Source organism: Yeosuana marina (genome assembly GCF_011762485.1).
Classification (GTDB): domain Bacteria; phylum Bacteroidota; class Bacteroidia; order Flavobacteriales; family Flavobacteriaceae; genus Yeosuana; species Yeosuana marina.
In genome coordinates, this window is sequence record NZ_JAAKGI010000001.1 from 502,146 (window position 1) to 528,806 (window position 26,661).

Annotated in this window: 22 protein-coding genes; 15 read left to right on the top strand and 7 right to left on the bottom strand. The window is 32.0% G+C overall.

Features of this window, described 5'->3' with window-relative positions; translation table 11 throughout:
- Positions 1–207 precede the first annotated feature (207 nt).
- Both G5V56_RS02145 and G5V56_RS02150 read left to right on the top strand, forming a co-directional pair.
- Positions 208–1,899, top strand: a complete 1,692-nt coding sequence (locus tag G5V56_RS02145) for an FAD-dependent oxidoreductase (protein WP_166960596.1) — start codon at positions 208–210, stop codon at positions 1,897–1,899.
- A 163-nt stretch (positions 1,900–2,062) separates the two neighbouring features.
- On the top strand, positions 2,063–3,313 hold the full coding sequence (locus G5V56_RS02150; protein ID WP_166960599.1) for an AbiH family protein: 1,251 nt from the start codon (positions 2,063–2,065) through the stop codon (positions 3,311–3,313).
- 2 nt (positions 3,314–3,315) lie between these two features.
- On the opposite strand, the gene G5V56_RS02155 is transcribed toward G5V56_RS02150, so the two are convergent.
- Positions 3,316–3,972: a hypothetical protein gene (locus tag G5V56_RS02155; protein ID WP_166960602.1), complete on the bottom strand. Its 657-nt coding sequence runs from the start codon at positions 3,970–3,972 to the stop codon at positions 3,316–3,318.
- Positions 3,973–4,070: 98 nt separating this feature from the next.
- Between G5V56_RS02155 and G5V56_RS02160 the strand changes: the two genes are divergently transcribed.
- Positions 4,071–5,393 (top strand): aspartate kinase, encoded by a 1,323-nt coding sequence (locus G5V56_RS02160; RefSeq protein ID WP_166960605.1) that lies wholly within the window; start codon positions 4,071–4,073, stop codon positions 5,391–5,393.
- A 59-nt stretch (positions 5,394–5,452) separates the two neighbouring features.
- Here G5V56_RS02160 and G5V56_RS02165 read toward each other — a convergent pair whose 3' ends face one another.
- Entirely contained in the window at positions 5,453–6,745 is a 1,293-nt protein-coding gene (locus G5V56_RS02165; RefSeq protein ID WP_166960608.1) for an aminopeptidase P family protein, read from the bottom strand.
- Between the two features lie 375 nt (positions 6,746–7,120).
- Between G5V56_RS02165 and G5V56_RS02170 the strand changes: the two genes are divergently transcribed.
- The 4 genes from G5V56_RS02170 (at position 7,121) to G5V56_RS02185 (ending at position 11,573) form a co-directional block, all read left to right on the top strand.
- Positions 7,121–7,780, top strand: a complete 660-nt coding sequence (locus tag G5V56_RS02170) for a succinate dehydrogenase cytochrome b subunit (RefSeq protein ID WP_166960611.1) — start codon at positions 7,121–7,123, stop codon at positions 7,778–7,780.
- Between the two features lie 12 nt (positions 7,781–7,792).
- Positions 7,793–9,790, top strand: a complete 1,998-nt coding sequence (locus G5V56_RS02175; protein ID WP_166960614.1) for a fumarate reductase/succinate dehydrogenase flavoprotein subunit — start codon at positions 7,793–7,795, stop codon at positions 9,788–9,790.
- Positions 9,791–9,800: 10 nt separating this feature from the next.
- Positions 9,801–10,541 carry a succinate dehydrogenase/fumarate reductase iron-sulfur subunit gene (locus tag G5V56_RS02180; RefSeq protein ID WP_166960617.1) on the top strand — a complete coding sequence of 247 codons (741 nt, stop codon included), beginning with the start codon at positions 9,801–9,803 and terminating at the stop codon, positions 10,539–10,541.
- A 93-nt stretch (positions 10,542–10,634) separates the two neighbouring features.
- Complete coding sequence (locus G5V56_RS02185) at positions 10,635–11,573, top strand: M28 family peptidase (RefSeq protein WP_166960620.1); 939 nt, start codon at positions 10,635–10,637, stop codon at positions 11,571–11,573.
- Here G5V56_RS02185 and G5V56_RS02190 read toward each other — a convergent pair.
- Positions 11,570–14,980 carry a DUF2460 domain-containing protein gene (locus G5V56_RS02190; RefSeq protein ID WP_166960623.1) on the bottom strand — a complete coding sequence of 1,137 codons (3,411 nt, stop codon included), beginning with the start codon at positions 14,978–14,980 and terminating at the stop codon, positions 11,570–11,572. The genes G5V56_RS02185 and G5V56_RS02190 overlap by 4 nt on opposite strands.
- Before the next feature lie 177 nt (positions 14,981–15,157).
- Between G5V56_RS02190 and G5V56_RS02195 the strand changes: the two genes are divergently transcribed.
- The 4 genes from G5V56_RS02195 (at position 15,158) to ypfJ (ending at position 19,191) form a co-directional block, all read left to right on the top strand.
- Entirely contained in the window at positions 15,158–15,922 is a 765-nt protein-coding gene (locus G5V56_RS02195; protein WP_166960626.1) for an exodeoxyribonuclease III, read from the top strand.
- Positions 15,923–15,953: 31 nt separating this feature from the next.
- Positions 15,954–16,913 carry an OmpA family protein gene (locus G5V56_RS02200; protein WP_166960629.1) on the top strand — a complete coding sequence of 320 codons (960 nt, stop codon included), beginning with the start codon at positions 15,954–15,956 and terminating at the stop codon, positions 16,911–16,913.
- Between the two features lie 132 nt (positions 16,914–17,045).
- Positions 17,046–18,086, top strand: a complete 1,041-nt coding sequence (locus tag G5V56_RS02205; protein ID WP_166960632.1) for an NADP(H)-dependent aldo-keto reductase — start codon at positions 17,046–17,048, stop codon at positions 18,084–18,086.
- Positions 18,087–18,291: 205 nt separating this feature from the next.
- Positions 18,292–19,191, top strand: a complete 900-nt coding sequence (ypfJ, locus tag G5V56_RS02210; RefSeq protein WP_166960635.1) for a KPN_02809 family neutral zinc metallopeptidase — start codon at positions 18,292–18,294, stop codon at positions 19,189–19,191.
- An 84-nt stretch (positions 19,192–19,275) separates the two neighbouring features.
- Here the strand turns inward: ypfJ and G5V56_RS02215 are convergent, their stop codons facing one another.
- The 4 genes from G5V56_RS02215 to G5V56_RS02230 all read right to left on the bottom strand — a co-directional run bounded on the left by G5V56_RS02215 (position 19,276) and on the right by G5V56_RS02230 (position 22,874).
- A complete protein-coding gene (locus G5V56_RS02215; RefSeq protein WP_166960638.1) occupies positions 19,276–19,728 on the bottom strand; it encodes a hypothetical protein in 453 nt (150 codons plus the stop codon).
- 39 nt (positions 19,729–19,767) lie between these two features.
- A complete protein-coding gene (locus G5V56_RS02220; protein WP_166960641.1) occupies positions 19,768–20,169 on the bottom strand; it encodes a hypothetical protein in 402 nt (133 codons plus the stop codon).
- Between the two features lie 385 nt (positions 20,170–20,554).
- Entirely contained in the window at positions 20,555–22,102 is a 1,548-nt protein-coding gene (locus G5V56_RS02225; protein ID WP_166960644.1) for an Rne/Rng family ribonuclease, read from the bottom strand.
- A gap of 481 nt (positions 22,103–22,583) precedes the next feature.
- The gene (locus tag G5V56_RS02230; protein WP_166960647.1) at positions 22,584–22,874 is read right to left on the bottom strand and encodes an HU family DNA-binding protein; all 291 of its coding nucleotides are present in this window, start codon (positions 22,872–22,874) and stop codon (positions 22,584–22,586) included.
- Between the two features lie 138 nt (positions 22,875–23,012).
- On the opposite strand from G5V56_RS02230, the gene mutY reads away from it, so the two are divergent.
- The 4 genes from mutY to gldD all read left to right on the top strand — a co-directional run bounded on the left by mutY (position 23,013) and on the right by gldD (position 26,617).
- A complete protein-coding gene (gene mutY, locus G5V56_RS02235) occupies positions 23,013–24,053 on the top strand; it encodes an A/G-specific adenine glycosylase (protein ID WP_166960650.1) in 1,041 nt (346 codons plus the stop codon).
- A gap of 91 nt (positions 24,054–24,144) precedes the next feature.
- Positions 24,145–24,588 (top strand): single-stranded DNA-binding protein, encoded by a 444-nt coding sequence (locus G5V56_RS02240; protein WP_166960653.1) that lies wholly within the window; start codon positions 24,145–24,147, stop codon positions 24,586–24,588.
- 25 nt (positions 24,589–24,613) lie between these two features.
- Positions 24,614–25,945, top strand: coding sequence for a gliding motility-associated protein GldE (locus G5V56_RS02245; protein WP_166960656.1), 1,332 nt, complete (start codon positions 24,614–24,616; stop codon positions 25,943–25,945).
- 87 nt (positions 25,946–26,032) lie between these two features.
- The gene (gldD, locus tag G5V56_RS02250) at positions 26,033–26,617 is read left to right on the top strand and encodes a gliding motility lipoprotein GldD (protein ID WP_166960659.1); all 585 of its coding nucleotides are present in this window, start codon (positions 26,033–26,035) and stop codon (positions 26,615–26,617) included.
- Positions 26,618–26,661: the final 44 nt, after the last annotated feature.

Consider the following 26,661-nt stretch of genomic DNA (forward strand, 5'->3'; position numbering starts at 1 on the left):
TAAAACAGTCTCTTTTATTTGTGTTTTAATTCTGTGATCTTTTGAGATTCTATAGGCTATTATGTTTCAGGTGTTTATTAACTACAAAATTATACGAAAGTATAAAATCGCTATCAAATGATAAAAAAACAGCGCAATCGTTATAGTGATAAAGATTACATTCCAATCAAAATATTTAGCTCAAATTTGCGTATAAATTAGAAAAAAATGGAAAAAATTATAGTCATTGGAGGTTTATCGGCAGGACCATCTGCAGCAGCAAAGGCAAGAAGGGAAAATGAACAAGCTGAAATTATGTTGTTTGAAAAAGGAGCTAATATAAGTTATGCAACTTGTGGTATGCCGTATGCGTTTTCAGGAGTGATAGAAAGTAGAGATCAATTAATGGTTGTGAAACCAGAATTACTTCAAAATAGATTTAATATTGATGTGCATCTTAACGAAGAAATTGTAAAAATAGATACCAAAAATAAAGTAGTGTATTCAAATATTTCAGATTATGAATACGATAAACTAATTTTCGCAACTGGGGCCAGTTCTATTGTGCCGCCTATTGGAAATATAAAATTGGCAAATAATTGGTCCACATGTCGTTCTATGTTCGATTTTGATAAAATCACAAAAGAAGGCTTAACCAAAGAATCAAAACATATAACAGTTATTGGTGCTGGTTTAATTGGAGTTGAAGTTGCTGAAAATTTAAAAGAAGCTGGTAAAAAAGTAACGTTAATTGAAGGTTCCACGCATGTTCTTAATATGTGGCAACAAAAATTTGGAAACTTCGCAGCAAACGTTTTAACCTCTGAAGGTATTGAAGTCTTAACAGAAAGTTTAGTGTCTAAATTTGATATTGACGAAAACGGAAAAATAAAAGCGGTCGTTACGAAAGAAGGAAGACAAATTCCAACCGATTTTGTGATTTTAAGTGTTGGTATTAAACCCAATACAGATTTACTAATACAGGAAGGTGCAGAAACCATTGGTAACGGTGCGTTAAAAGTAAATGAGTTTATGGAAACATCGCTAAAGGATGTGTATGCTGCAGGCGATAATGTATCAATTAAAAATTTACAAACTAACGAATTTGATTATTTTCCTTTAGGAACACATTCTAATAAAGCAGGTAGAGCTGCAGGTGCGAATGCCGTTGGAAGGAATATTTCGTTTAAAGGCGCTTACAAAACAGCCATTGTAAAAGTGTTTGATTATACCTTAGCAAGAACAGGAATGAATGCAACTACCTTAACCGAAAAAGGAATTGCTTTTAAAACAGTGTTGTCTGTGGCAGGTTCAACACCCAGCTATTATCCAGGTCAAAAGGATTTAATTACTGAAATTTATTATAATCCGGAAACCGAAGAAATTTTAGGAGCAGAACTCTTTGGAGAAGTTGGTGTAGATAAACGTGTAGATGTATTAAGTACGGCTATTTACGCTAAATTAAAAATAACCGATTTAGCGCAATTAGATTTAGCATACGCACCACCATTTTCACCAGCCAAAGACCCCGTTGTGGTGACAAGTTATGTAACAGAGAATATTTTAAACAATAGAAGCGAGCAAATTTCTGTAGAAGACTTAGAAGCTTTTATTAACAATCATTCTAAAGAAGATTATTTACTAATAGATTCAAGAACGGTTGATGAATACGAAAAAGGAACCATTCCTGGAGCTATAAATTATCCACTAGACCAAATAAGAAAGCAGGTTGATTTTATTAAAAGTCAAGATAAAAAAGTTGTCATTTTTTGTCAAAAAGGCTTAAGAGGTTATTTAGCCGAATTAATTCTTAGAAACAATGGTGTGACCAATGTTTTAAATGTTGCTGGAGGTTTTAAAATTTGGCAAATGTATAGTGACCATATAGAAATACCGGAACCTGTATTGGCTAAATATTAAGAGAGACTTACTAAAGAATCTTAAATCTAGTTTTTAAACCGTTTAATTGTTATAATTAAGTAGTCATCGAAATGTGTTTGTCTTCTACTAAAATTAAAGTATCTTAGAAAGAGATAATTTAAAATTTTAAAAAAACAAATCAACTATTTTTTTAACACAACGGATGAATAAAATATTTATTATTGGCAATGGTTTTGATTTAGCTCACGGATTACCAACTTCTTATAATCATTTTGTTGATGATTTTTGGAAAAAAATTACCATAAATTACGAAGAGGAATATATTAAAAAGATTGTATATGTAGATGAAATTAATTCAGGCTTTCTAAATTACAACTCGATAAATTCTTTTGATAATATTGTTGCAAATATTGAAGAACATTGTAAAGAATATGGATATTTTTATGACAAAATAAATCATCAATATTATAAAGATAGATCGAGATCTCACCCTATTTTTAAGTTTCGAAATGAATTTTTTAAAAAATTAAATACTCATAAAGCAATTTACAATTGGGTAGATGTTGAAAATTTATATTATTATGAATTAAAGAAAATTGCTAAATCACCTAAATTAAATTTAGGTCAATCAGATGAAGATTTTTTGAGAGGTAGAAAGAAGTTGGTTAAAAAACTTAACATTGAATTTAGCCAAATAAAAGATTTGTTCATTAAATACATGAAAAATGAGGTAATTGATAAATATGACTTTTCAGATAATTTAGGTAGTCGCTATTGGAAAGAATATTATGATATTATGATGCCATTTTCAATCAGCCTTGATGACAAATCAAAGATATTTTTTGAATTCACTGATGATGAGGATGTTCAAGAATTGATGAACTTGTATGACGATCAAAAGGAAGGGGCTTTCTTTAATCAATCATATTTTTTGTGTTTCAATTACACTCCAACTGCTCAAGTGTATTTTTCAATAATGAATGAAGGAAAAATCGAAGTTAAATTGAATTATATTCACAATAGTATTTTAAATGAAAGCGATTCAATCATATTTGGTTTTGGAGACGAAATTGATGATGATTACAAGCTAATCGAAAATATTGACGATAATGAATATTTAAAGAATTTCAAATCTTTTCAATATTCACAAAATTCAAACTATAATTATTTACTAGCTTTTATTAATTCAAATAGATATCAAATTTGTGTACTAGGACATTCATGCGGATTGTCAGATAGAGTTCTTTTGAATACTCTTTTTGAACATAAAAATTGTAGATCTATTAAAGTTTTTTATCATGAGTCTTCTAAAGAGGATAACTATACAGATATAATCAAAAATATTTCTAGACATTTTACAGACAAACAACTTATGAGAGAAAGAGTTGTAAATAAAACATTAAGTTCACCAATGAAACAGGTGCAAATGCCAATGATAAATAAAGAATCTTAAATCTAGTTTTTAAACCGTTTAATGGCTAGAAATGCATTGTCAACATAGTCTTCTTCAACCAAAATAGTAAATTCATTAGTGGTTGAAATAACCTCATAAAGTACGACGCCTTCCCAAGCTAATCGTTTAAAAAAATGATAATATAAACCTGCAATTTTAGAGTTATCTTCAGGTAAGTTTATACTAATGGCCGTTAGTCCTTCTTGTATGGCAATAAATGTTTCATTTTGAAAATGACTGTTAATATAGTCATTTAAACTACTGGAAACAATAATATTACTTTCATGAATACCTCGAGTAAACGTGTAAAATAATTGAGGCTCTTCATTTATTTTTTCCAAAATTTGAGCGTGATTATTAATCAGTGTTTCAGAATTTTTAACGGTAAAGTCCGTTAAATTGGATCGTACGGTTATGTCACCTAAATTCTGAATCACCTTTTTCATCTTTACAGAATTCGTTAGAGAAACAGGCGGATTATAGCGCCTTAACGCCATCATAATAGCGCCGGGTTTAACCTCCTTTTTTAACATTTTACTTATTGGCTCCGTTAATTCTATAGCTAAAGCACTAAAGTTTATAATGTTTCTGGAAAGCGCTTCTTCTAAGTAAGGTTGCGCTATTAAAATGTCTTCCACACAGTTAGATACCGTTTTCATGTTAATTATTTAACAATTTGTGCAAAAGTAATCATTTTTTTTAATAAATATTATATTTTGAGTTATGTAGTATACTTTCGCTCAATAAATTAATTAAAATGAAAGTATTAAAATTTGGAGGCACTTCTGTTGGTTCTGTTGAAAACATGTGTAATGTTAAAAACATAATTAATGATGGTAAGAAGAAAATTGTGGTTTTATCAGCCATGTCTGGTACAACCAATATTTTGGTATCAATAGCAAATAACATTTTAAATGATAAGCCTAATGAGGCCATTGAAAAAATAAATAAATTACACGAAACCTATTTTAGCACCATAGATAATTTACTTTATAATGAGTCATTAAATGCGGAGGTTAAAAAATATGTTACTGAAATTTTCAACTTTTTAGTTGAATGCACTTATCAAGAGTATTCACTTCACCTAGAAAATCAAATTGTTGCTCAAGGCGAATTGCTTTCTACCTATATGTTTCATAATTATTTGGCACAAGAAGGCATAAAATCAACATTATTGCCTGCACTCAGTTTTATGCGTATTGATAAAAATAAGGAGCCAGATTTGTTTTATATCAAACAAGATTTTGAGTCTGTTTTTCAACAAACTCCAAAAGCCAATATATATATTACACAAGGTTTTATTTGTTTAGATGAAGAAGGAAATATTTCAAATTTACAACGTGGTGGAAGTGATTATACAGCTACAATTATAGGGGCTGTAATTAAAGCCGAAGAAGTTGAAATTTGGACAGATATTGACGGTATGCATAACAACGACCCAAGATATGTTGAGAATACTAAGCCAATTTCAAATTTATCATTTGACGAAGCTGCGGAACTAGCTTATTTTGGGGCTAAAATATTGCATCCGCAAACGGTTACTCCTGTTAGAGCTGATAATATTCCGGTTCGTTTAAAAAACACGATGAATCCTCAGGCTTTTGGAACGTTGATAAATGATAACCATATTGAAAATGGTGTAAAAGCTATTGCTGCAAAAGATAACATTACAGCCATCAAAATAAAGTCGGGTAGAATGTTATTAGCACATGGTTTTCTTAGAAAAGTATTTGAAATTTTTGAAGTCTATGAAACAGCTATCGATATGATTACAACCTCTGAGGTAGCCATATCTTTGACTATAGATGATGATAAAAATTTAGATAAAATTTTACGCGAACTTGAAAAGTTTTCTGTGGTTGAAGTTGATAAAAAACAGACTATTGTTTGTTTGGTTGGTCATTCTATCGTAAACCATCATGAAACCTATAAGTTATTTCAAATATTACAAGATGTTAAAATAAGAATGATTTCATACGGAGGTAGTAACAATAATATTTCGTTATTAATAAACGCCGACGATAAAATAACAACGCTAGGCAAACTAAACCATTATTTATTTGAATTAGTCACTCTTTAAAATTAAAATTTAGTCAGGTTAGCAAAAAGGGTCGTTTAAAAACGACCCTTTATTCTTTTTTATGAATTCATGATGTCTTCAATTTCCTCTATTTCAATAGGAATATTGCGCATTAAGTTAAAAGGTTCTCCTGTTTTTTGAATCACCACATCGTCTTCTAAACGAATTCCGAAACCTTCTTTTGGAATATAAATAGCGGGCTCTACAGTAAACACCATGTTTTCTTGCATAGGTTCTGTTAAAATACCATAATCATGCGTATCTAATCCCATATGGTGTGAGGTTCCGTGCATAAAGTATTTTTTGTACGCAGGCCAGTCTGGATTTTCATTTTTAACATCCGCTTGGTCTAGAAGTTTTAGTCCTAATAACTCTGAGGTCATAAGTTTCCCCACTTCTGCATGGTACTCTGCCCAATCTGTACCTGGAACCAACATTTTGGTCGCTTCATTTTTAACGCGTTTTACTGCATTGTATACCTCCTTTTGTCTATCGGTAAATTTACCAGAAACAGGAATAGTTCGGGTCATATCACTCGAGTAATTAGCGTATTCCGCTCCAACATCTAACAAAATTAAATCACCTGCTTTACACTGTTGATTATTTTCAATGTAATGCAATACATTAGCATTGTTTCCTGATGCGATAATAGGCGTATAAGCAAATTTTTTCGATCTGTTTCTTAAGAATTCGTGCATAAATTCGGCTTCTATTTCGTACTCCCAAACATTAGGTTTTACAAAATTTAAAACACGTCTAAAGCCTTTTTCTGTAATATCGCAGGCTTGTTGAATTAAATCTAATTCTATTTGACTTTTAACAGAACGTAATCTTTGTAAAATAGGAGCACTTTTAGCTACAGAATGTGCAGGATATTTTGCTTTTAACCATTTTGTATAACGATCTTCGCGGGTTTCGGTTTCTACATTGGCACGATAATGTTCGTTGGTGTTAATATAAACGGTATCACATTGTGTCATGAGTTCAAACATGATTTTTTCCATGTCTTGAAGCCAATAAACAGTTTTAATGCCACTCGTTTCAAAAGCGGCTTCCTTGGTTAGTTTTTCTCCTTCCCAAACAGCAATATGGTCGTTCGTTTCTTTTAGAAATAAAATTTCACGATGCTTTTCTTTTGGGCAGTTTGGAAATAACACTAAAATACTTTCTTCTTGGTCAACACCACTTAAATAAAATATATCACGACTTTGCTCAAAAGGCATCGTACTATCTGCGCCTATGGGATAAATATCATTTGAATTGAATACAGCCAAACTATTTGGCTTCATCTGAGATGTAAAATTTTTTCGGTTTTCAACAAAGAGACTTTGTTTTATAGGATGATATTTCATAAATATTTAATTTAAGCATAAAATTATAAAATCGAGATTGGAACAACATGGTAATTCCATGATTTTTTGAGAAATCATAAATTTTGTTTCATTTTTAACGTCTTAAAACTATATAACACGGTTTTAAACAAGCACAAGGATTAAATTACAACTATTCTTTTTTGATTGAGTTAAATAAATATAGAATTAATGTGTTTATTATTTAGGTAATTATTTTGTTAAATATGTGGTCTAAAGGCAGTATATATTTGATAATATCAGACTTTATTTTTACTCTATTTTAAATCATTCTAAATAATTATTTAAGTGTCTTAGTTTTTGTCTATAAAAATATTGAAGTGTATTTTTGTGTACATTTAAATAACTTCAAAAAAAATGAGCGGATTTTTAAAATCTTCGATTGGAAGAAAGGTAGCCATGGCGCTATCGGCTTTTTTCCTAATGTTTTTCCTATTAATGCATGTTTCTATCAATTTACTATCTGTTTTTAGTGCAGATGCATTTAATACAGCGTCGCATTTTATGGGAACAAACTGGTTGGTTCAATTTATTATGCAACCTATTTTAATTTTTGGTGTCGTATTCCATTTTGTCATGGGATTTATTCTAGAGTTTAGGAATAAAAAATCTAACGGCATAGCTTATGTGAAAAATAATGGTGCTGCTAATTCTTCTTGGATGAGTAGAAACATGATTTACAGTGGGCTCGTTATTTTAGCATTTATTCTATTACATTTTATTGATTTCTGGTTTCCAGAAATTAATCATAAATATATTGAAGTCTTACCAGAAGACCCAACAAGATACTTTGGTGAATTACAGCATAAGTTCACTCCTCTATGGCGAGTTGCTGCTTATGTCGTTTCATTTATATTATTGGGCTTACATTTGGGGCATGGATTTACGTCTGCATTTCAATCAATGGGTGTCACAGCAGGCAGAAAGAAAACATTAAAAACCATTGGTAAAGTCTATTCAATTATAATTCCATTAGCGTTTATTTTTATTGCGCTTTATCATCATTTTAACCATTAATCTTAAACACGCATGGCTTTAAATTCACGAATACCAGAAGGTCCACTAAAAGATAAATGGACAACTTATAAAGATAAAATTAATCTTGTTAACCCAGCCAATAAACGACTTATAGATGTTATTATTGTTGGAACTGGATTAGCAGGTGGATCAGCTGCTGCAACCTTAGCTGAGTTAGGATATAATGTAAAATCATTTTGTTTTCAAGATTCTCCAAGACGTGCACACTCAATTGCTGCCCAAGGTGGAATTAATGCTGCAAAAAATTATCAAGGAGACGGCGATTCAACTTATAGATTATTTTATGATACCGTAAAAGGTGGCGATTATCGTTCTCGCGAAGCCAACGTATATCGATTAGCTGAAGTTTCTACAAATATTATTGACCAATGTGTTGCTCAAGGTGTTCCGTTTGCACGTGATTATGGCGGATTATTAGATAACCGTTCTTTTGGAGGGGTGTTAGTTTCCAGAACGTTTTATGCAAAAGGACAAACAGGTCAACAATTATTGCTAGGTGCTTATTCTGCCATGAACCGTCAAATAGGTCGTGGTAAAATTAAAATGTATAGTCGCCATGAAATGTTAGATGTAGTTATTGTAGATGGAAAAGCAAGAGGTATTATAGCACGTAATTTAGTAACTGGTGAAATTGAGCGTCATTCGGCTCATGCTGTTGTGTTGGCTACAGGGGGTTATGGTAATGCCTTTTATTTATCAACATATGCCATGGGTAGTAATGTAACAGCTGCGTGGAAAGCCCATAAAAAAGGTGCTTTTTTCGCAAACCCATGTTTCACACAAATTCATCCAACATGTATTCCGGTTTCAGGAGATCATCAATCTAAATTAACATTGATGTCTGAATCCTTAAGAAATGATGGTCGTATTTGGGTGCCAAAGAATATGGAGGATGTTTTAGCAATTAGAGAAGGTAAATTAAAACCAATTGATATAGCAGAAGAAAACCGAGATTATTATTTAGAACGTCGTTATCCAGCTTTCGGTAATTTAGTACCAAGAGACGTAGCATCAAGAGCAGCAAAAGAGCGTTGTGATGCAGGTTACGGTGTCAATAAAACTGGAGAAGCTGTGTATTTAGATTTTGCAGCGGCTATAGAACGTTACGGAAAAGAACAAGCACACGTTAAAGGTCTTGATGAAAATGATAAAGCCGTCGTTACTAAATTAGGTAAAGATATTATCAAGGCTAAATATGGTAACTTATTCCAGATGTATGAAAAAATCGTAGATCAGAACCCATATGAGACACCAATGATGATTTATCCTGCAGTTCATTATACAATGGGAGGTATTTGGGTTGACTACAACTTAATGACTACTGTTCCTGGATTATATGCTATAGGAGAAGCCAATTTCTCAGATCACGGCGCTAATAGACTAGGTGCCTCGGCATTAATGCAAGGTTTGGCCGACGGCTATTTTGTGTTGCCGTACACCATTGGTGATTATTTGTCTCATGACATTCGTACAGGGCCAATACCAACAGATTCTAAAGAATTTGACGAAGCGGAGAATCAAGTGAAATCAAACTTAGATAAGTTAATAAACAATAACGGTAAGTATTCAGTTGATTATTTCCACAAGAAATTAGGAAAAATAATGTGGAATAAATGTGGAATGTCAAGAAATGCAAAAGATTTAAAAGAAGCTATTTCAGAAATTGCAGAACTTAGAGCAGAGTTTTGGAAGGATGTTAAAATTCCTGGAGGCGCAAATGAATACAATGAAGAGTTGGCTAAAGCTGGCCGAGTTGCAGATTTCTTAGAACTGGGAGAGCTTTTTGCAAAAGATGCTTTACAAAGAGAAGAATCTGCTGGTGGACATTTTAGAGATGAATATCAAACACCAGAGGGAGAAGCTATGAGACGTAAAGAGTTTCAGTATGTATCAGCATGGGAATACAAAGGTGAGCCTAAAGATGCTGTTCTCCATAAAGAAGAATTAGAGTACGAAAATATTGAAGTAAAAGAAAGAAGTTATAAATAACAGATTAGTTATGAAACTAACATTAAAAATATGGCGTCAAAAAAACGCTAACGATAAAGGAAAAATTGTTGATTATAAAGTTGATGATGTTTCTCCAGATATGTCTTTTCTTGAAATGCTTGATGTATTAAATCAAGATCTTATAGATAAAAATGAAGAGCCTATAGCATTTGATCACGACTGTCGTGAAGGCATTTGTGGTATGTGTTCTATGTATATCAACGGACGTGCTCATGGCCCAGATACAAGTATTACGGTTTGTCAACTGCATATGCGTAGTTTTAAAGATGGAGATACTATTTATATAGAGCCATGGCGTGCTGCCGCTTTCCCTGTAATTAAAGATTTAATTGTCGATAGAAGCGCATTTGATCGCATACAACAAGCTGGTGGTTTTATATCGGTTAACACCTCCGGAAATACTCAAGATGCTAATGGTACTTTAATTTCAAAACATGCAGCTGATACGGCTATGGATGCCGCTACATGTATAGGCTGTGGTGCTTGCGTAGCAACATGTAAAAACTCAAGTGCTATGTTGTTTGTTGGTGCAAAAGTATCTCAATATGCATTGTTGCCACAAGGGCAAATTGAAGCTGCTGATCGTGTTCGTAATATGGTAGCTCAAATGGATTTGGAAGGTTTTGGTAATTGCACCAATACTGGAGCTTGTGAAGTAGAGTGTCCTAAAGGAATAACATTAGAGAATATTGCTCGCATGAACAGAGAATTAATGAAGGCAAGTATTTAGGCATTCATTATAAAATACATAATAATCAAAAAATCCCATGTATTTTCATGGGATTTTTATTTAGATTTGCCGTCCATTTTTAACAAGCCTTAAATGCAATTGAAAATTAACTTTTATACAATATTATTTAGTTTAACGTTTATTTTTAACTACGGACAAAGTAATAATTCTCATACCCATAAAAATTCTGTTTCAGGACAGTTATTTAGCGAAGCATCCTTATTAAATCATATTAAAACACTATCATCTGATACGTTTGAAGGAAGACGCACAGGAACTAGAGGCGCTTTAAAGGCCAGGAAATATATTATTAATGAATTTAATAACCTGGGAGTTTTGCCCCTTATTGAGAATTACGAACAACCATTCTCATTCTCAGAAAAAGGCAAAAGCTATCAAGGAGTTAATATTTTGGGCTTGGTAAAGGGTACAGAATATCCTAATACATATATTGTTATTAGTGGTCACTATGATCATGAAGGCATAAAAAATGGAGAAATTTATAATGGTGCCGATGATGATGCTTCGGGAGTAAGTGCCTTATTTAGTTTTGCCGAATATTTTAAATTAAACCCGCCAAAACACTCTATAATTTTAGCTGCTTTTGATGCAGAGGAATTAGGCTTACAGGGTTCAAAATATTTTGTAAATCATCCCAACATTTCTTTAAAAGCTATCATGGTTAATTTAAACATGGACATGATTAGCAGAAGTGACACACATATATTGTATGCCGTTGGAACACGATACAATAAAACACTTAAATATTTAATTTCAAATTTTAAACAATCTGATGGTGCAAAACTGATTGCTGGTCATGATGGTCAAGATAACTTAGAGAATTGGACCTATTCATCTGATCATGCATCATTTTATAAAAAAAGAATTCCTTTTATATATTTTGGTGTTGATGACCATGAAGACTATCATATGCCAACAGATGATTATGAGAGAATTCAACCTAAATTTTATATAGAATCTGTAAAAAATATCATATCAGTTTTTAAACAAATTGATGTGTTGAATTTTTAAAAGTATGCTTTTAACTGAATGGTTCCAGTATGAATAGTTTTGCTCGTTTCAGTCTTTCTTCCAAAATAACTTAAGTTTAAATCTAGAAATTTAGTGAGTTTTTTTTGGGCCAATAAATTCCACGTAAAGTTTTTTCCTGGTTGTAGACCTTCTAACATTTGATACGAGACAGGAGAATTTGGATTCCCAATAAAATCATTCAAAAAATAATTGAGTTCACCATTAATAGCCACTTTTTGGTTGTTAGAAAAGGAGAAAGACATCCCGTATTTTTGTTGTTTTAAAGACTCTAAATCACCTATAGTATTCGAGGTTGAAGCATATTGAAAAAACACGTCAAAACGATTATTATCATTAAACAAATAGGATAGCTTAGGGTTATAACGCTGTTTATTAAAGTTATAATTTTTACTTGAATAGTTCTCGCTTACACTTTTATTAGTGTCAAAATAAGCGGAGAGATCAAGCAACCAAGATTCTTGAATTTTATGATTGAAATTTAATTGGTGACTTTTCAAGCTATTTTTAATAAATCCTACCGATAGAACGTTTTGAGATTGGTTGGATAAAAAGGTGTAAGATGTTGTATAATGTTGCTTGCCTCTATTAAAAAACAATACGTTTCTTAAGTTTAATTGTAGTCCAAGTTGATTATCTAAATTTGTTTTAAAAGGATTAATGTTAAAGTTATTGCCGTCTCTTTTGATTTTTCTATCAATTAAATAACTGGTTTGGTTGTAAAAGTGTGACCAAAATTTCTGGGATACATTCTTGCTAACAGACCATGAAGAAGGATTGATAGTTAAACTTTGACTCAACCTGTTTTGGTGTGTTTTTATAAAAATTCTATTAGGTAACAAGACTCTTATAAATTTTCCCTGATCCTGAAATTGAGCTATTTCAAATTCTTCCAATTCTTGAATCCCATTGTTGTTATAATCATTCCATGTGAAAGTGCCTTGACCAGGCTCAACCTCTACATAAGTAAAATCTTGTTGAGCTAGAGCACCAGAATTGGTTTCAAAAACAGTATTCCATTGTATGAGTTGTTTAAAAAACTTTTGGTTGTATTGTAATCTTGAGTTTAACGATTGTTCATCAGCAATATCTGGATCTTCATGATTAAGAGTTCTATAATTAATATATATAGACAGATTGGTGTTCTTGTTCTTTATAAGTTTAGAGTTTAAATAAAAGGTATTGGAGGTATTTACTTTTTGTAATTGATTGTTTCTTATACTATCATTCACTCTGTTTTTATAGCCAATTTCAGCAAATACATTCGTGCTGTCTCCAATACCGTAAAAGACGTCGTACGATTTAAATTTCTGGCTCAAAGGCGTTAATTCCGAAGTAACAAGATTTTTTTGTTCATTATCTTCAATAGCTATTTTAGTACCTAACCAACTTTTATTGAAACTATACGTAATTCTGTTATAGGATCTCAAAAATGATGAATTATTGATGTCTGATGAAGCTTTTAGGAAACTTGAGAATGATTGAATATTGAATTTGTTTAATTGTAAATTTATAGTAGCAACCTGCCTGTTTCCATTAAAGTTTTCCGAATACCCCAAATGCTCAAATTCATATGAAACACTCCCTTTTTTAGAGTGATTTAATAATAGCCCGGTTGTGAATAATTGTTGATTTCCAAGAGGGTTTTCAATATTCCAATCACGATTGAATTCTGCCTTGTACAAGCGTTCAATCGTTTTAAAATTCTTTTGAATATAATCAATATCAGCGAATACATTTAAGTTCCAAAGGCTGTCGTTTTTTACAATGCTTTGTGTTATTTTGAGTTTTCCAGCGAAGCCATTGTTATTAGCATCGTCAAGATTAGAAAATAAGTTGAGGTCATTTTTGCTTCCTGCAGCTTCAAAATCAAGCCTTGTTTTTTCAGTTGGATGATAACTCCCATTTACCACCGCAAGTTGAAGTTTTGTTGGCGCAATCAACTGAACAATAGGTGCGTAATTTCCTTGCGGAATCCCTCCAACAGGTTCTATATAATCATAAATATTAGAAATGGCATTGATGCTACTTAATATGTAATTACCTTGATTGGCACCAACCAAACTAAAGGTAACACGGTACAAAACATCATCTGGATTATTAGAAAACACAAAGGCTTCTTTACCATTAATGAGCTCTTTTTTGTATAAAATCCGATTGTCATTTAATGTTTCTTGAACTTCAGAAGGCGCTACCATTAATGATGTGTTATCTCCGGCATTTGCGAGTATTTGAACTTGTTCCTGAGACAGATTTTGTTGTAAGGGTTGGTTTTTAGCATCATTTTCTGAATAAACAGAAACCCCCAAATCAATTTTATTGCTTTCATAAGTGGCACCGCCGTAAGCCACCAAACGTGAATAATTACGTTCGCTATATTGATAATCGACTGTAATTCGCATTTCAGACGTAATAGGAAACGTCGAATTAAAAATGATTTCACCTGCATTGTAATCAATAATATAATCTTCATCTTCACCACGTTTTAACGCAACGCCATTAACGTAAACCGTTTCACTTCCCGAAACAATAAGCACATACAATTCGCCATTTTGTCCTTGAAGTTTGTAAGGCCCTTGATTGCCTTCCTGAGCCGTAAACTGACTTCGAGTAAATTGTCCTCTTACCAAGGCTCCAGCAGCAAATAAATTGGTTTTAGTGTCTTCATTTCCCAAATTGACATTAACCATAAGTCCTTGAACACGTTTTGAAAAATTGCCAAAATAAGAGTTGGTTTTTATTAAATCAATATCGCCTGCACGTACATTCCACTGGTCACTATACAACTCAATAAACACCTGGTCAAATTCATCCAAACGTTGCGAATACCCACTTTCCTGTAATGGAATATTAGCGTCTTGTATGGAGGCGCGTAAGGATACTTTATCATTTAATTTTCCTGTAATTTGAAGATCTAATTGACTATTTAAAACAGAATTTTGATTATTACCAATAGTAACTCCTCGCGAAATACTTCCCGAGGTGGTCAACCCATCAAAAGGAACAAAATTTGATTCTTGATTGCTTTGAGATAGTTTGTATAGTGTTTGGCTATTATCATTATTTTTAACGATAATTTTATCATCTAACTGTTGATAGGTTTTGGTTAAAAAATCGGGAAATTTAAGATAATTAATGATGATAGAATCTGTTGCAACTGGTTTTTTAAAAGTTAAAATTGCTTTAGGAAAATCAACGCTATAATGTGATTCATCAATAAATAAACCATCTGTTGTTTTAATTGAAAAGTAATTGGGGTTAATACTAACACTATCAATTGCAATGGTATCATTTACAGCAACTTTTTTAGTTCTATAATTAGAATTATGGTTTTGAGCCAATGCACAAAATCCCATAAAAAAGATAACAAGGAAGCTGGTAAATTTCATCTGATACTTAAACTACAAATCGTTTAAAATATTTTGTTAATAGTTTTCGTTAAAAGTGCTTTAAAATAATAGTGTAAAAGTAACGCATTATTTATTTTAGCTGAAATTAACTCACTTTTTGTAAAAAGTGAGTTGTACCAATAAAAGGGGGGAACGCACAATAATGTATTACAAATAATGAAGATAATCTCATATAACGTCAATGGTATCAGAGCAGCCATAAACAAAGGATTTTTAGATTGGTTAAAAAGTGCCAATCCAGATGTTGTTTGCTTGCAAGAAATCAAAGCCTTAAAAGAACAATTAGATTTAAATCTTTTTGTTGAGGCAGGATACAAATACAACTATTGGTTCAGCGCTCAAAAAAAAGGGTATAGTGGTGTGGCTATTTTAAGTAAAATTGAGCCTAATCATGTTGAATATGGCACGGGAATTGAGTCAATGGATTTCGAAGGGAGAAACCTTCGGGCAGATTTTGATGGGGTCTCGGTAATGAGTTTGTATTTGCCATCTGGAACCAATGATGCGCGCTTAGATCATAAACTGGAATACATGGATATGTTTCAAGACTATATCAATAAACTTAAAAAAGACATACCTAATTTAATTATTTGTGGCGATTACAATATCTGTCATGAAGAAATTGATATCCATAACCCTAAAGGACTAAGTAACGTTTCTGGTTTTTTACCTGTAGAGCGCGAATGGATAGGAGACTTTATTGATAGTGGTTTTATTGATTCGTTTAGGTATCTTAATAAAGAGCCAAATAATTATACATGGTGGAGTTATCGTGCTAATTCAAGAGCCAATAATAAAGGTTGGCGATTAGATTATGCAATGGTTGCAAATCCATTACAAGAAAACATTAAAAGAGCCGTTATACTATCTAACGCAGTGCATAGCGATCATTGCCCCATTTTAGTAGAAATAGAAAAATAAAAAAAGCAAACCTTAAAACAGAACGTTTAAAATGATTAAAAAAATCTCATTACTAGTATTAACATTTGTACTTCTTAGTTCATGTGTATCTCCCAAAATTTATAAAGAGTTAGAAGGAAAATATAATAACTTAAAACAAGAAAACAGAAAGCTTTCCGATGAAAACGACATGCTTTTAAGTGCTAAAACAGCGGCTGAAAATGAATTAGATCAACTTCAATCTGCTTATGATAAAGCGGTTGCGGAACGAGACAAACTTCAAAGTGATTATAATGCCACCAAAGCTAATTATGACGCATTGAAGGATTCTTATGATGCTTTAGAAAAAAATAGTTCGGCAGCCATTGCAGCCAATTCTCAAAAAAACAGAGAATTGTTAGCACAGTTGGAGGCTAAAGAGCAAGCCTTAGCAGCAGAGAACCAACGCCTAGAGAAACTTAAAAAAGAATTGGAAGATCGATCGAATCGTGTGGCAGATTTAGAAAAAGTAATAGCCGATAAAGATGCGGCAATGACAGCTTTAAAAGAGGCTATTTCCAGAGCGTTAACAGATTTTGAAGGCAAAGGATTGACTGTTGAGCAACGTGATGGTAAAGTATATGTTTCTATGGAAAACAAACTGTTATTTAGTTCAGGAAGTTGGGCTGTTGGAACAGAAGGAAGACGTGCGGTAAAACAATTAGGAAGTGTATTAGGACAAAACCCTGATATAGCGGTTTTAATTGAAGGCCATACCGATAATGTGCCATACCAAGGGAATGCCCAATTAAGTGGCAATTGGGATTTATCTACCAAAAGAGCAACAGCAATTGTTAATATTTTACAAGAAAACCCAGCTATTAATCCTGAGAACTTAACGGCTGCAGGACGAGGTGAATTTGCTCCTGTTGCTACCAATGATACTCCTGAGGGTAGAGCTAAAAATAGACGGATTGAAGTTATTTTAACACCTAAGTTAGATGAATTGTCTAAATTATTAAATGATAATTAAGAAACATCATTGCGAAGATACTCTTTGTAATAATAGAGTTCTTTAGTTAACAAAGTTTTAAACCTTTCAGAGAAATAGAATCTGAAAGGTTTTTTTATCTTTAAGCTTTTAAAAAAAAAGTTAAAAATTGTTATGAAATACACAACACTTCCAAATAGTGATATAAAAGTTAGTAAAATTTGCTTAGGGACTATGACTTGGGGCAATCAAAATACCGAAGCAGAAGGTCACGAGCAGATGGATTATGCCGTTGAACATGGTGTTAATTTTTTTGATACCGCTGAAATGTACCCTGTTCCGGCAAACCCTGAAACACAGGGAAGAACGAGTAAGATTATTGGTACTTGGTTTAAAAAAACTGGTAATAGAGATAAGGTTGTTTTAGCAAGTAAAATTATTGGTCGCTCAAGTGATTATTCAGCTCATATTAGAACAACAGGACTTACGTCCGAATCAATTAAAGAAGCAATTGATAAAGAGTTACAACGCTTACAGACTGATTATATTGATCTGTATCAAATTCATTGGCCAGAACGTTTAACCAATACATTTGGTATAAGGGACTACAAACATGACCCTAGTGATGAATGGAAAGATAATTTTAATGAGGTGTTACATGCACTAGATGAACAAATTCAAGCGGGAAAAATTCGTCATGTAGGCATGTCTAACGAAAAAGCGTGGGGTGCCATGCGGTATATGGAAGAATCAAAAACTCATAAATTACCACGAATGAGTACCATTCAAAATGCTTATTCTTTAATTAACAGGGTGTTTGAAGGCGATATGGCTGAAGTATCTATTAGAGAAAACATTGGGTTACTAGCTTATTCGCCTATGGCATTTGGAGTACTTTCCGGGAAGTATATTAAGGGAATAGCAGGGGATGATGCCAGATTGAAATTGTATCCAAGATTTGCACGATATAGCAGTGAGCAATCTACAGAGGCTACAAAGCGTTACTTAAAAATAGCAGAAGATAATAATATGACTTTGGCTCAAATGAGTTTAGCTTTCGTAAACCAGCAGCCATTTCTAACCAGTAATATTATTGGTGCGTCCAAAATGGAGCAGTTAAAAGAAAACATTGATAGTATTGATATTACATTGAATGAAAATATATTAGAGCAAATTAATGCGGTACATGCTGTGATTCCTAATCCGGCACCTTAGTTTTTGTCATCTCTACTCAGGTATAATCTTTATAAAAGACAAAACCCCTTACTTTCAAAAAGCAAGGGGTTTTTGATTATTTCATCAGTATTAAAAGCAGTGTTTAAAAAAATTATTTGAATAAGTAGCTGAAAAATATTTATTTGAAATATTGAAATTATATGTAAATTGACGCACAAATTCATGTAATTAATTTGATAGTAATATGAAATGGCAAGGTAGAAGACGAAGTTCTAATGTTGAAGACCGCAGAGGGCAGAGTAGTTCTGGTCAAGGAATTGGTGGGTTTAACCCATCATTATTAATGCCTTTAATTAGAATTCTTTTTTCTAAAGTAGGACTTTTTATTGTTGGAGCATTTTTAGTTATTTCTTTAGTAATGGGCAAAAATCCGTTGTCTTTAATTAGTCAGTTTTTAAGTGGTGGACCAATACAGACAGAATCATCTACAAGCTATGAGCCAACAGCTAAAGATGAAGAATTAGCTGATTTCAGTGCGACTATTTTAGCAAATACCGAGGATGTTTGGAACAAACTTTTAGATAATTATAGAGAGCCAACCTTAGTGCTTTTTACTGGTTCGGTGTCGTCTGCATGTGGGTCTGCTTCTAGTTCTACGGGACCTTTTTATTGTCCGGGTGATGAAAAGTTATATTTAGATTTAAGTTTTTTTGACGACATGGAACGTCAGTTAAACGCGCCAGGAGATTTTGCGCAAGCCTATGTGATTGCTCATGAGGTTGGGCATCATATTCAAAAAATAATGGGAACTACTGCTAAAATGGAGCGATTAAGAGGACAAGTTAGTCAGACGGAATATAATAAATACTCGGTTAGACTAGAACTTCAGGCCGATTTTCTTGCAGGAGTTTGGGCGCATTATTCTCAAGAAATGACACGAATGATGGAGTCTGGTGATCTTGAGGAAGCTTTAAATGCAGCTAACGCTATAGGTGACGACCGTTTGCAAAAGCAATCCAGTGGAAGGGTAGTTCCAGACTCTTTTACTCATGGAACGTCTGCACAACGCATGCGATGGTTTAAAAAAGGATTTGATACAGGAGATTTATCTCAGGGTGATACGTTTAGCGCTACTTCGTTATAAAGGTTCTTTCTTGAAATATTTAGATTTGCTATGTCTTGTAATGAGTTACACTAAGCTTGAGCTTAGCGTTAGTGGGGGAAGTAGTTAATTAATGCTATATTCAACCCTAATAGTTGCCTTGTGAAAAATAAATTCTGTTTCCGTTTCAGTATAATCAATGTTGTCTATGTAAATAGTATATGAATCATTATTTATACCAGTACGGATTTCTCCAGAAAATTTTATGATATCAGTATCTGGGTTATCCTCAATTTCATGGAGTGTCTCCCATGTGAAGTTAGGTTCTTCTAATCTGACTGTTACTGTGGTTTTATAAATCTTATTAATAGATTTAAAGTGGTTTTCAAATCCTACTAATACTAACTTCATGTCTGGATTTTCAGTAATTACAACGCATTGTCCAGGTTCAATTTCAAATGATTCCATGGAAGCTTTGTTAAAACAATCAACAGATTCTTCCTTATCTTCAGAATTGCTTGTACAACCCAAGAATAAGATGGCTATAAGGAATAAATCAAAATATTTTAATGTAATCATATCATTTAAGTAAACATCGGTTGTTTTAATGTTTGCGTATTATTCTTCAAGATTATATTCTACAGATATTAACTTAATTGAGTTAATCCTTGCTATATCAAATGAATCTTCTTCGTCAAAACTAAAAGTGCAACTTGAGTTAGCTTCTATTGTATAGCATGGAGATTTATTAGAAGAAAGAAGGGTTGTTTCTAAGCCATCAGCATTTTGAGTTATTCTATAAAACCCATTAATAGTAACATCATTTGGATTATGGAATTCTATTTCGTAGTGTAATCTAAAAGTGTTATTACCAGTATCAGGAGTAAATTCCCAAAATAAAACATTATAAGTTACATTTTTTAATGGTTCTTCTTCTGGTTGATTGTTATCTGAGTTTGAGCATGAATAAGTCAATACACTTAAAAATAAAAAAGATATGAATAAATTAAGGAGTTTCATTTAAAATACTATTTTAACATGGAATTATTTGGCACTAAATATAAGGAAATAACTTACGCAAATGTTTTCTGATATAGAAAAATTAGTCGTTATTATACCGCCCACTAGCGCTAAGCTCTGCTTAGTGGGAGAAGAGCAATTAAAGTTGATTTAATTCTAAATTTGTAGCTAGTTCAAAACTTTACAATAGCGATTTAAGCGGCATCCTTTTTTTGCCATTAAAAGCAAAAAAGATATAGTCTTTCGGCTTCGTTCAAGGCAAACTACAAGAGTGGTGCTTTAGCAATTGCCTAAATTCTCGATAAAATTTTGACAAAAATCAAAATCACTCGAAGTGCCATAAAACAAAAACCCCTTACTAAACAAATAGTAAGGGGTTTTTTAATTATTTAATTTGTTTACCATCTTTATCAAAAAAATGATATTCTAAATATGTGTAAGCATCTCTTGGTAAAACTTTAACCCATTTTTTGTGTTCAAAAAACCATTTTGAACGCACTGATGGAAAACCTTTTGTTAAAAAGGCTGCTATAAAAGGATGTGTGTTTAAAATCAGCTTTTTATAGTCTTTTTTTGATAATTGTTCCAGATCGTGAGTAATTTTAGTCACCAATCCAATTGGTGCTTCTACTTCTTCACCATTATTAATGGCATCTGGATTTTCTTCACGAGTTTTTATGTTCATTTCTGGACGTACTCGTTGTCTTGTTATTTGTATCAAGCCAAATTTACTTGGGGGCAATATTTTATGCTTTGCTCTATCATCCTTCATTTCATCACGAAGGTGATTAAAAAGCTGTTGCCTGTTTTCAGCACTGGTCATGTCTATAAAATCTATTACAATAATTCCACCCATATCACGCAAGCGTAATTGTCTGGCAATTTCTGTAGCAGCTATTAAGTTAACTTCTAATGCTGTATCCTCTTGGTTATTGGCTTTATTAGATCTATTACCGCTATTTACATCTACAACATGCAGGGCTTCTGTATGCTCTACAATTAAATAGGCGCCTTTTGCCATAGAAACGGTTTTACCAAAGGAGGTTTTAATTTGTCTTTCTATTCCAAATTTTTCATAAATAGGAACATTAGACTGATACAATTTGACGATTGATTCTTTATTGGGTGCAATTTCTTGCACATAATCTTTAATTTGATAATAAAGCTCTTCATCATCAACATGAATACTAGTGAAGGTATCATTGAATATGTCTCGTAACATAGACGAGGCTTTATTCATTTCTCCTAACACTTTACTTGGATGATGGGCTTTATGTAGCTTTTTACACATTGCCGTCCAACGACTAAGCAAATTTTGTAAATCTTTATCTAGTTCGGCTACTTTTTTGCCTTCTGCTACGGTACGAACAATAATTCCAAAACCTTGTGGTGTAATACTTTTTACCAACCGTTTTAATCTATCCTTTTCTTCTTTACTTTCTATTTTTTGAGAAATAGAAATACGATCAGAAAAAGGAACTAAAACGATATATCTACCAGCTATTGATAACTCAGAACTGATTCTGGGACCTTTAGTTGATATGGGTTCTTTTACTATTTGTACTAATAGCGATTGATTTGATTTTAAAACATCGGCAATGCTTCCGTTTTTATCAATATCTTTTTCAAATGGGAAATTTTTTAAAGAAAAATCTTTTAGTTTACCTGTGCTTACACGTTTTGTGAATTTTAAAAGAGAGGGAAGTTTTGGGCCTAAATCATGATAATGCAAAAAGGCATCTTTTTCATAACCTACATTTACAAATGCAGCATTTAGTCCTGGTACTGCTTTTCTTATTTTGGCGATAAACACGTCACCAACAGAGAAGTCGTTACCACCTTCGTCTTTATGTAATTCAATAAGTTTTCCATCTTTTAATAAGGCAAAATCAACATCTTCTGAACTAGATCGAATAATCAATTCTTTATCCATTAAGTTAATTTTTATCCATACTCTCTAGTTAAAAGTTAAAAAGTTAAAAGTTAAAAGTTAAAAGTGTAACACCAATAACCATCAACTAAAAGCCATCAACTAGCAACCAAATTATACAGATGGATTATACATTATTTTAAAATTCAATAATTTTTAATTATCAAATTTAATGCCTTAGGTTGTCTAAGTGATTTTAAGACTTCCTTTTTCAAGGCATTTCACAGGATTTTTTAAATCCGTGGAGTTCAAAAAAGACACATAAAAGTGTTTAAATTATTAATGAACTCATTTCAAAGAACTTTTGTGTTTCAAAAACCAAAAAAAAGTAGCTTAGAAACTACTTTTTTAGATTATTTTTTCTTTTTGTGACGATTAGCGCGTGCACGTTTTTTTCGTTTGTGCGTTGCAACCTTATGTCTTTTACGTTTTTTACCGCTGGGCATATATTATGTTTTAAAATTAATAATAAATTAAAATGTTGTTACTTAACGTCTACATTAGTTTTTACGCCTTCAACAAAAACTTTTGCAGGTTTAAAAGAAGGAATATTGTGTGCAGGTATTTTTATAGTAGTGTTTTTTGAAATATTTCTACCAGTTTTTTCTGCTCTTGTTTTAATAATGAAGCTTCCAAATCCTCTTAAATAAACGTTGTCTCCGCTTTCTAAAGAGGTTTTTACTTCGTCCATAAACGTTTCAACGGTTGCTTGAACATCACCTTTCTCGATTCCTAATTTCTCAGAAATTTTTGCTACTAAATCAGCCTTAGTCATTTTTAATATTTTATTTTAGTTACTGTATAAATTTAAAGGGATGCAAATATAGGAATTTAATATTCAATATTTCAAACCTAATTCATTAAAATTTAAGATTATAAACGTTTATTTTTGCCAGCTCGTTTAAATTAAAGAATGGTATTTTCAAAAACAATAATACATTGGTACTCAAATAATAAGAGAGACTTGCCCTGGAGGCAAACTATTGATCCTTACCGCATTTGGTTATCCGAAATTATTTTACAGCAAACACAAATCAAGCAGGGATTACCTTATTATGAGTCATTTATCAAAGAATTTCCATCAATTTTTCATCTTGCAAAAGCTCAAGAAAGTGAGGTTTTAAAATTATGGCAAGGTTTGGGGTACTACTCACGTGCTAGAAATTTGCACACCACAGCAAAATATATTGCCGAAGAATTAAATGGTGTATTTCCAAATACCTATGAAGGCTTGTTACAATTAAAAGGAGTTGGCGATTATACAGCTAGTGCTATAGCGTCTATTTGTTTCAATGAAGCCACAGCTGTTGTAGATGGTAATGTGTATAGAGTGTTATCGCGTTATTTTGGTATTAAAACACCCATAAATTCTTCAAAGGGCTCCAAGGAATTTAAATTGTTGGCACAAGATTTAATTGATAAACAAAATCCAGCAGAGTTTAACCAAGCTATTATGGAGTTTGGCGCTATACAATGTAAGCCACAAAATCCAAATTGTGAGGATTGTCCATTTCAAAATAGTTGTGTAGCACTACAAACTAAAACTATTAATGAATTGCCCATTAAATTAAAAACCATAAAAGTTTCTAAGAAGCACTTTAACTATTTAGTCTTTCTTTCTAAAGACAAAAAAACTTTTTTAGAAAAAAGAGAGGGTAAGGGTATTTGGCAGAATTTATATCAATTTCCTCTTTTAGAAAGCAAAAGACATTTAGATGTTAACGACATTGAAAAGCATATAAATAAAAATGAGTTGTTAAAGAATGTTGATTATGAATTGTCCCTATATAATGAAGCAGTAATTATTCATAAATTATCTCATCAGCATTTGTATGTAAAATTTTGGATTATAACAGTTGATGCTGTTTTGCCTAAAAGTATTTCAATTGATACAATACACGACTTTCCTGTGCCCATTCTAATAGGAAATTTTATAGATCATTTTAATTTTTAAGAGTTTAGTCTTCACTGTGATATTTTTTTATTAATTTTAAAAAAATGAGAAGCAATTGGTTAATTTTGCTTTTTAAATACAACAAAATTTTATGTCTGGAACATTAAATAAAGTGATGCTAATAGGGCATTTAGGAGATGAAGTAAAAATGCATTATTTTGAAGGAGGCGGATGCGTAGGAAGATTTCCTTTAGCTACCAATGAAACTTATGTAAGTAAACAAACTAATGAGCATGTAACCAATACAGAGTGGCATAATATTGTAGTACGTAACAAGGCAGCAGAAATTTGTGAAAAATACTTAAGTAAAGGTGATAGAATTTATGTTGAAGGACGTATAAAAACCAGAAAATGGCAAGATGATAGTGGAAACGAACGGTATTCTACCGAAATTCAGTGTACCGATTTTACGTTTTTAACAACTAAAAAAGAGAGCGAAGGACAAACACAAAATAAGACAGCTAGCCAAAAAACAGATAATCAACAAATGGCTAATGAGCCTATTGAAGAAGAGAATGATGACCTTCCATTTTAATTTGTTTAACTAATATCTATATTATTTGGATCCTGATCCCCCGAGTTTTAAAACCTTATTAATGACAATTGATTTTTCTATTGTTTCTGGTCTTGTACTTTTATTTTTATTGCTGTTCTTTTCAGCACTTATTTCTGGAGCCGAAGTTGCTCTTTTCTCACTTACAAGAACCGATATAGAGGATGGTTTAGAAAAGAAATCTAAACGCATAGAAATAATTTCAAAACTATTAGAGCGGCCTAAAAAATTATTAGCTACTATACTTGTTGCGAATAACTTTATCAATATTGGCATCGTCATCTTATTTGCATTTTTAAGCGAGATTATTTTTGAAGGTGTAGATATGACGATTGACTTTTATTTTTTCAACTTGAATATTAAGTTTTTTGTTGAGGTGATATTAGTTACCTTTTTAATTTTATTATTTGGTGAAATTTTACCAAAAATATACGCTAGCAGAAACAAGGTTAAGTTTGCAACATTTATGGCCTATCCGTTGCGAGTTTTAGATGTATTGTTATCACCATTAAGTATGCCTATGAGAAGTATTACCATTGGTATTCATAACAAATTGGGTAAACAAAAATCAAATTTAAGTGTCGACCAATTATCACAAGCTTTACAACTTACAAGCGAGGAAGATACCACTAAAGAAGAACAAAAAATATTGCAAGGCATTGTGTCTTTTGGAAATACCGATACCAAGCAAGTTATGCGCCCTAGAATAGATATTTTTGCGCTCAATGTCGATCAAAAATATTTAGAAATCATGGAAGAAATTGTTGAAAACGGGTATTCTAGAATTCCTGTTTATAAAGACAATATTGATAAAATTCAGGGTATTCTTTATGTGAAAGATTTACTACCCTATTTAGATAGAAAACAGTTTGATTGGACAACTTTATTGCGGGAACCTTTTTTTGTACCAGAGAATAAAAAGTTAGATGATTTAATGGCAGAATTTCAAGAGAAAAAAGTGCATCTAGCGGTTGTAGTTGATGAATACGGTGGAACGTCTGGATTAATATCTTTAGAAGATATTATTGAAGAAATAGTAGGTGATATAAGTGATGAGTTTGATGATGAAGATTTAAAGTATTCAAAATTAGACGATCATAATTTTGTTTTTGAAGGCAAAACAGCTCTGAGAGATTTTTATAAGATTACAAAAGTTGAAGACGAAAACATGTTTGAAGAACATAAAGGTGAGGCAGAAACCGTTGCTGGTTTTGTTCTTGAAGTTTCTAGAAATTTTCCAAAATTAAACAGTAAAATAAATTTTAAAAATTACGTTTTTACTATTGAGGCTTTAGATAAAAAACGCATTAAATTTGTAAAATTCACTAAATTAGAATAATGCCAAGTGTGTTTAAAAATCATTTTACAAAATAAAAATTAATAAGTGGTTAACTATTTGTAGCCTCTATAAAAGTATGATAAGCAGATGAAACATTGTTGGTATATAGGTTTAGTGTTTTTTGTTATTATGGGTTGTAACGATGATGTTGTTCCAAAACCCAAAGCATATTTACGTTTAGAATATCCAATAGCTAATTATGTTAAAACACAAGTTGATGACATACCGTTCTCTTTTGAAGTGAATACCCTAGCTAAAAAAATTACAGAGAAGAATATAAAAAGTACAACAGAGAGTTATGGAATTAACATTGCCTATCCGAGTTTAAAGGGAACTATTTATTTAACTTATAAATCCATAAATCACGATCGTAATAATTTGTTGGCTTTTGTAAAAGATGCACAAAATTTTACACAAAAGCATACTATTAAGGCTGATGAAATTATAGATAGAGCTTATGAAAACAAAATGAATAAGGTGTATGGTATGTTTTACGAAGTTGGTGGTAATGCTGCATCACAATCACAGTTTTATGTAACCGATAGTGTTGAACATTTTTTAACAGGTTCTCTGTATTTTTATGCAAAACCAAATTATGACTCTATTTTTCCAGCCGCAAAATATTTAGAAAAAGATATTAAGCACATCATGGAAACTGTTAAATGGAAATAGCACATAAAAAAAGCTTCTCATTTGAGAAGCTTTTTTTATGTAGA

Excerpts from the sequence above, each read along its gene's own strand:
- G5V56_RS02160 (WP_166960605.1), top strand. The coding sequence starts at position 4,071 with ATGAAAGTATTAAAATTTGGAGGCACTTCTGTTGGTTCTGTTGAAAAC.
- G5V56_RS02240 (WP_166960653.1), top strand. The coding sequence starts at position 24,145 with ATGTCTGGAACATTAAATAAAGTGATGCTAATAGGGCATTTAGGAGAT.
- G5V56_RS02195 (WP_166960626.1), top strand. The coding sequence starts at position 15,158 with ATGAAGATAATCTCATATAACGTCAATGGTATCAGAGCAGCCATAAAC.
- gldD (WP_166960659.1), top strand. The coding sequence starts at position 26,033 with ATGAAACATTGTTGGTATATAGGTTTAGTGTTTTTTGTTATTATGGGT.
- G5V56_RS02185 (WP_166960620.1), top strand. The coding sequence starts at position 10,635 with ATGCAATTGAAAATTAACTTTTATACAATATTATTTAGTTTAACGTTT.
- G5V56_RS02175 (WP_166960614.1), top strand. The coding sequence starts at position 7,793 with ATGGCTTTAAATTCACGAATACCAGAAGGTCCACTAAAAGATAAATGG.
- G5V56_RS02190 (WP_166960623.1), bottom strand. The coding sequence starts at position 14,980 with ATGAAATTTACCAGCTTCCTTGTTATCTTTTTTATGGGATTTTGTGCA.
- G5V56_RS02230 (WP_166960647.1), bottom strand. The coding sequence starts at position 22,874 with ATGACTAAGGCTGATTTAGTAGCAAAAATTTCTGAGAAATTAGGAATC.
- G5V56_RS02225 (WP_166960644.1), bottom strand. The coding sequence starts at position 22,102 with ATGGATAAAGAATTGATTATTCGATCTAGTTCAGAAGATGTTGATTTT.
- G5V56_RS02205 (WP_166960632.1), top strand. The coding sequence starts at position 17,046 with ATGAAATACACAACACTTCCAAATAGTGATATAAAAGTTAGTAAAATT.
- G5V56_RS02220 (WP_166960641.1), bottom strand. The coding sequence starts at position 20,169 with ATGAAACTCCTTAATTTATTCATATCTTTTTTATTTTTAAGTGTATTG.
- G5V56_RS02180 (WP_166960617.1), top strand. The coding sequence starts at position 9,801 with ATGAAACTAACATTAAAAATATGGCGTCAAAAAAACGCTAACGATAAA.
- G5V56_RS02215 (WP_166960638.1), bottom strand. The coding sequence starts at position 19,728 with ATGATTACATTAAAATATTTTGATTTATTCCTTATAGCCATCTTATTC.
- G5V56_RS02150 (WP_166960599.1), top strand. The coding sequence starts at position 2,063 with ATGAATAAAATATTTATTATTGGCAATGGTTTTGATTTAGCTCACGGA.
- G5V56_RS02200 (WP_166960629.1), top strand. The coding sequence starts at position 15,954 with ATGATTAAAAAAATCTCATTACTAGTATTAACATTTGTACTTCTTAGT.
- G5V56_RS02145 (WP_166960596.1), top strand. The coding sequence starts at position 208 with ATGGAAAAAATTATAGTCATTGGAGGTTTATCGGCAGGACCATCTGCA.
- G5V56_RS02170 (WP_166960611.1), top strand. The coding sequence starts at position 7,121 with ATGAGCGGATTTTTAAAATCTTCGATTGGAAGAAAGGTAGCCATGGCG.
- G5V56_RS02165 (WP_166960608.1), bottom strand. The coding sequence starts at position 6,745 with ATGAAATATCATCCTATAAAACAAAGTCTCTTTGTTGAAAACCGAAAA.
- ypfJ (WP_166960635.1), top strand. The coding sequence starts at position 18,292 with ATGAAATGGCAAGGTAGAAGACGAAGTTCTAATGTTGAAGACCGCAGA.
- G5V56_RS02155 (WP_166960602.1), bottom strand. The coding sequence starts at position 3,972 with ATGAAAACGGTATCTAACTGTGTGGAAGACATTTTAATAGCGCAACCT.
- mutY (WP_166960650.1), top strand. The coding sequence starts at position 23,013 with ATGGTATTTTCAAAAACAATAATACATTGGTACTCAAATAATAAGAGA.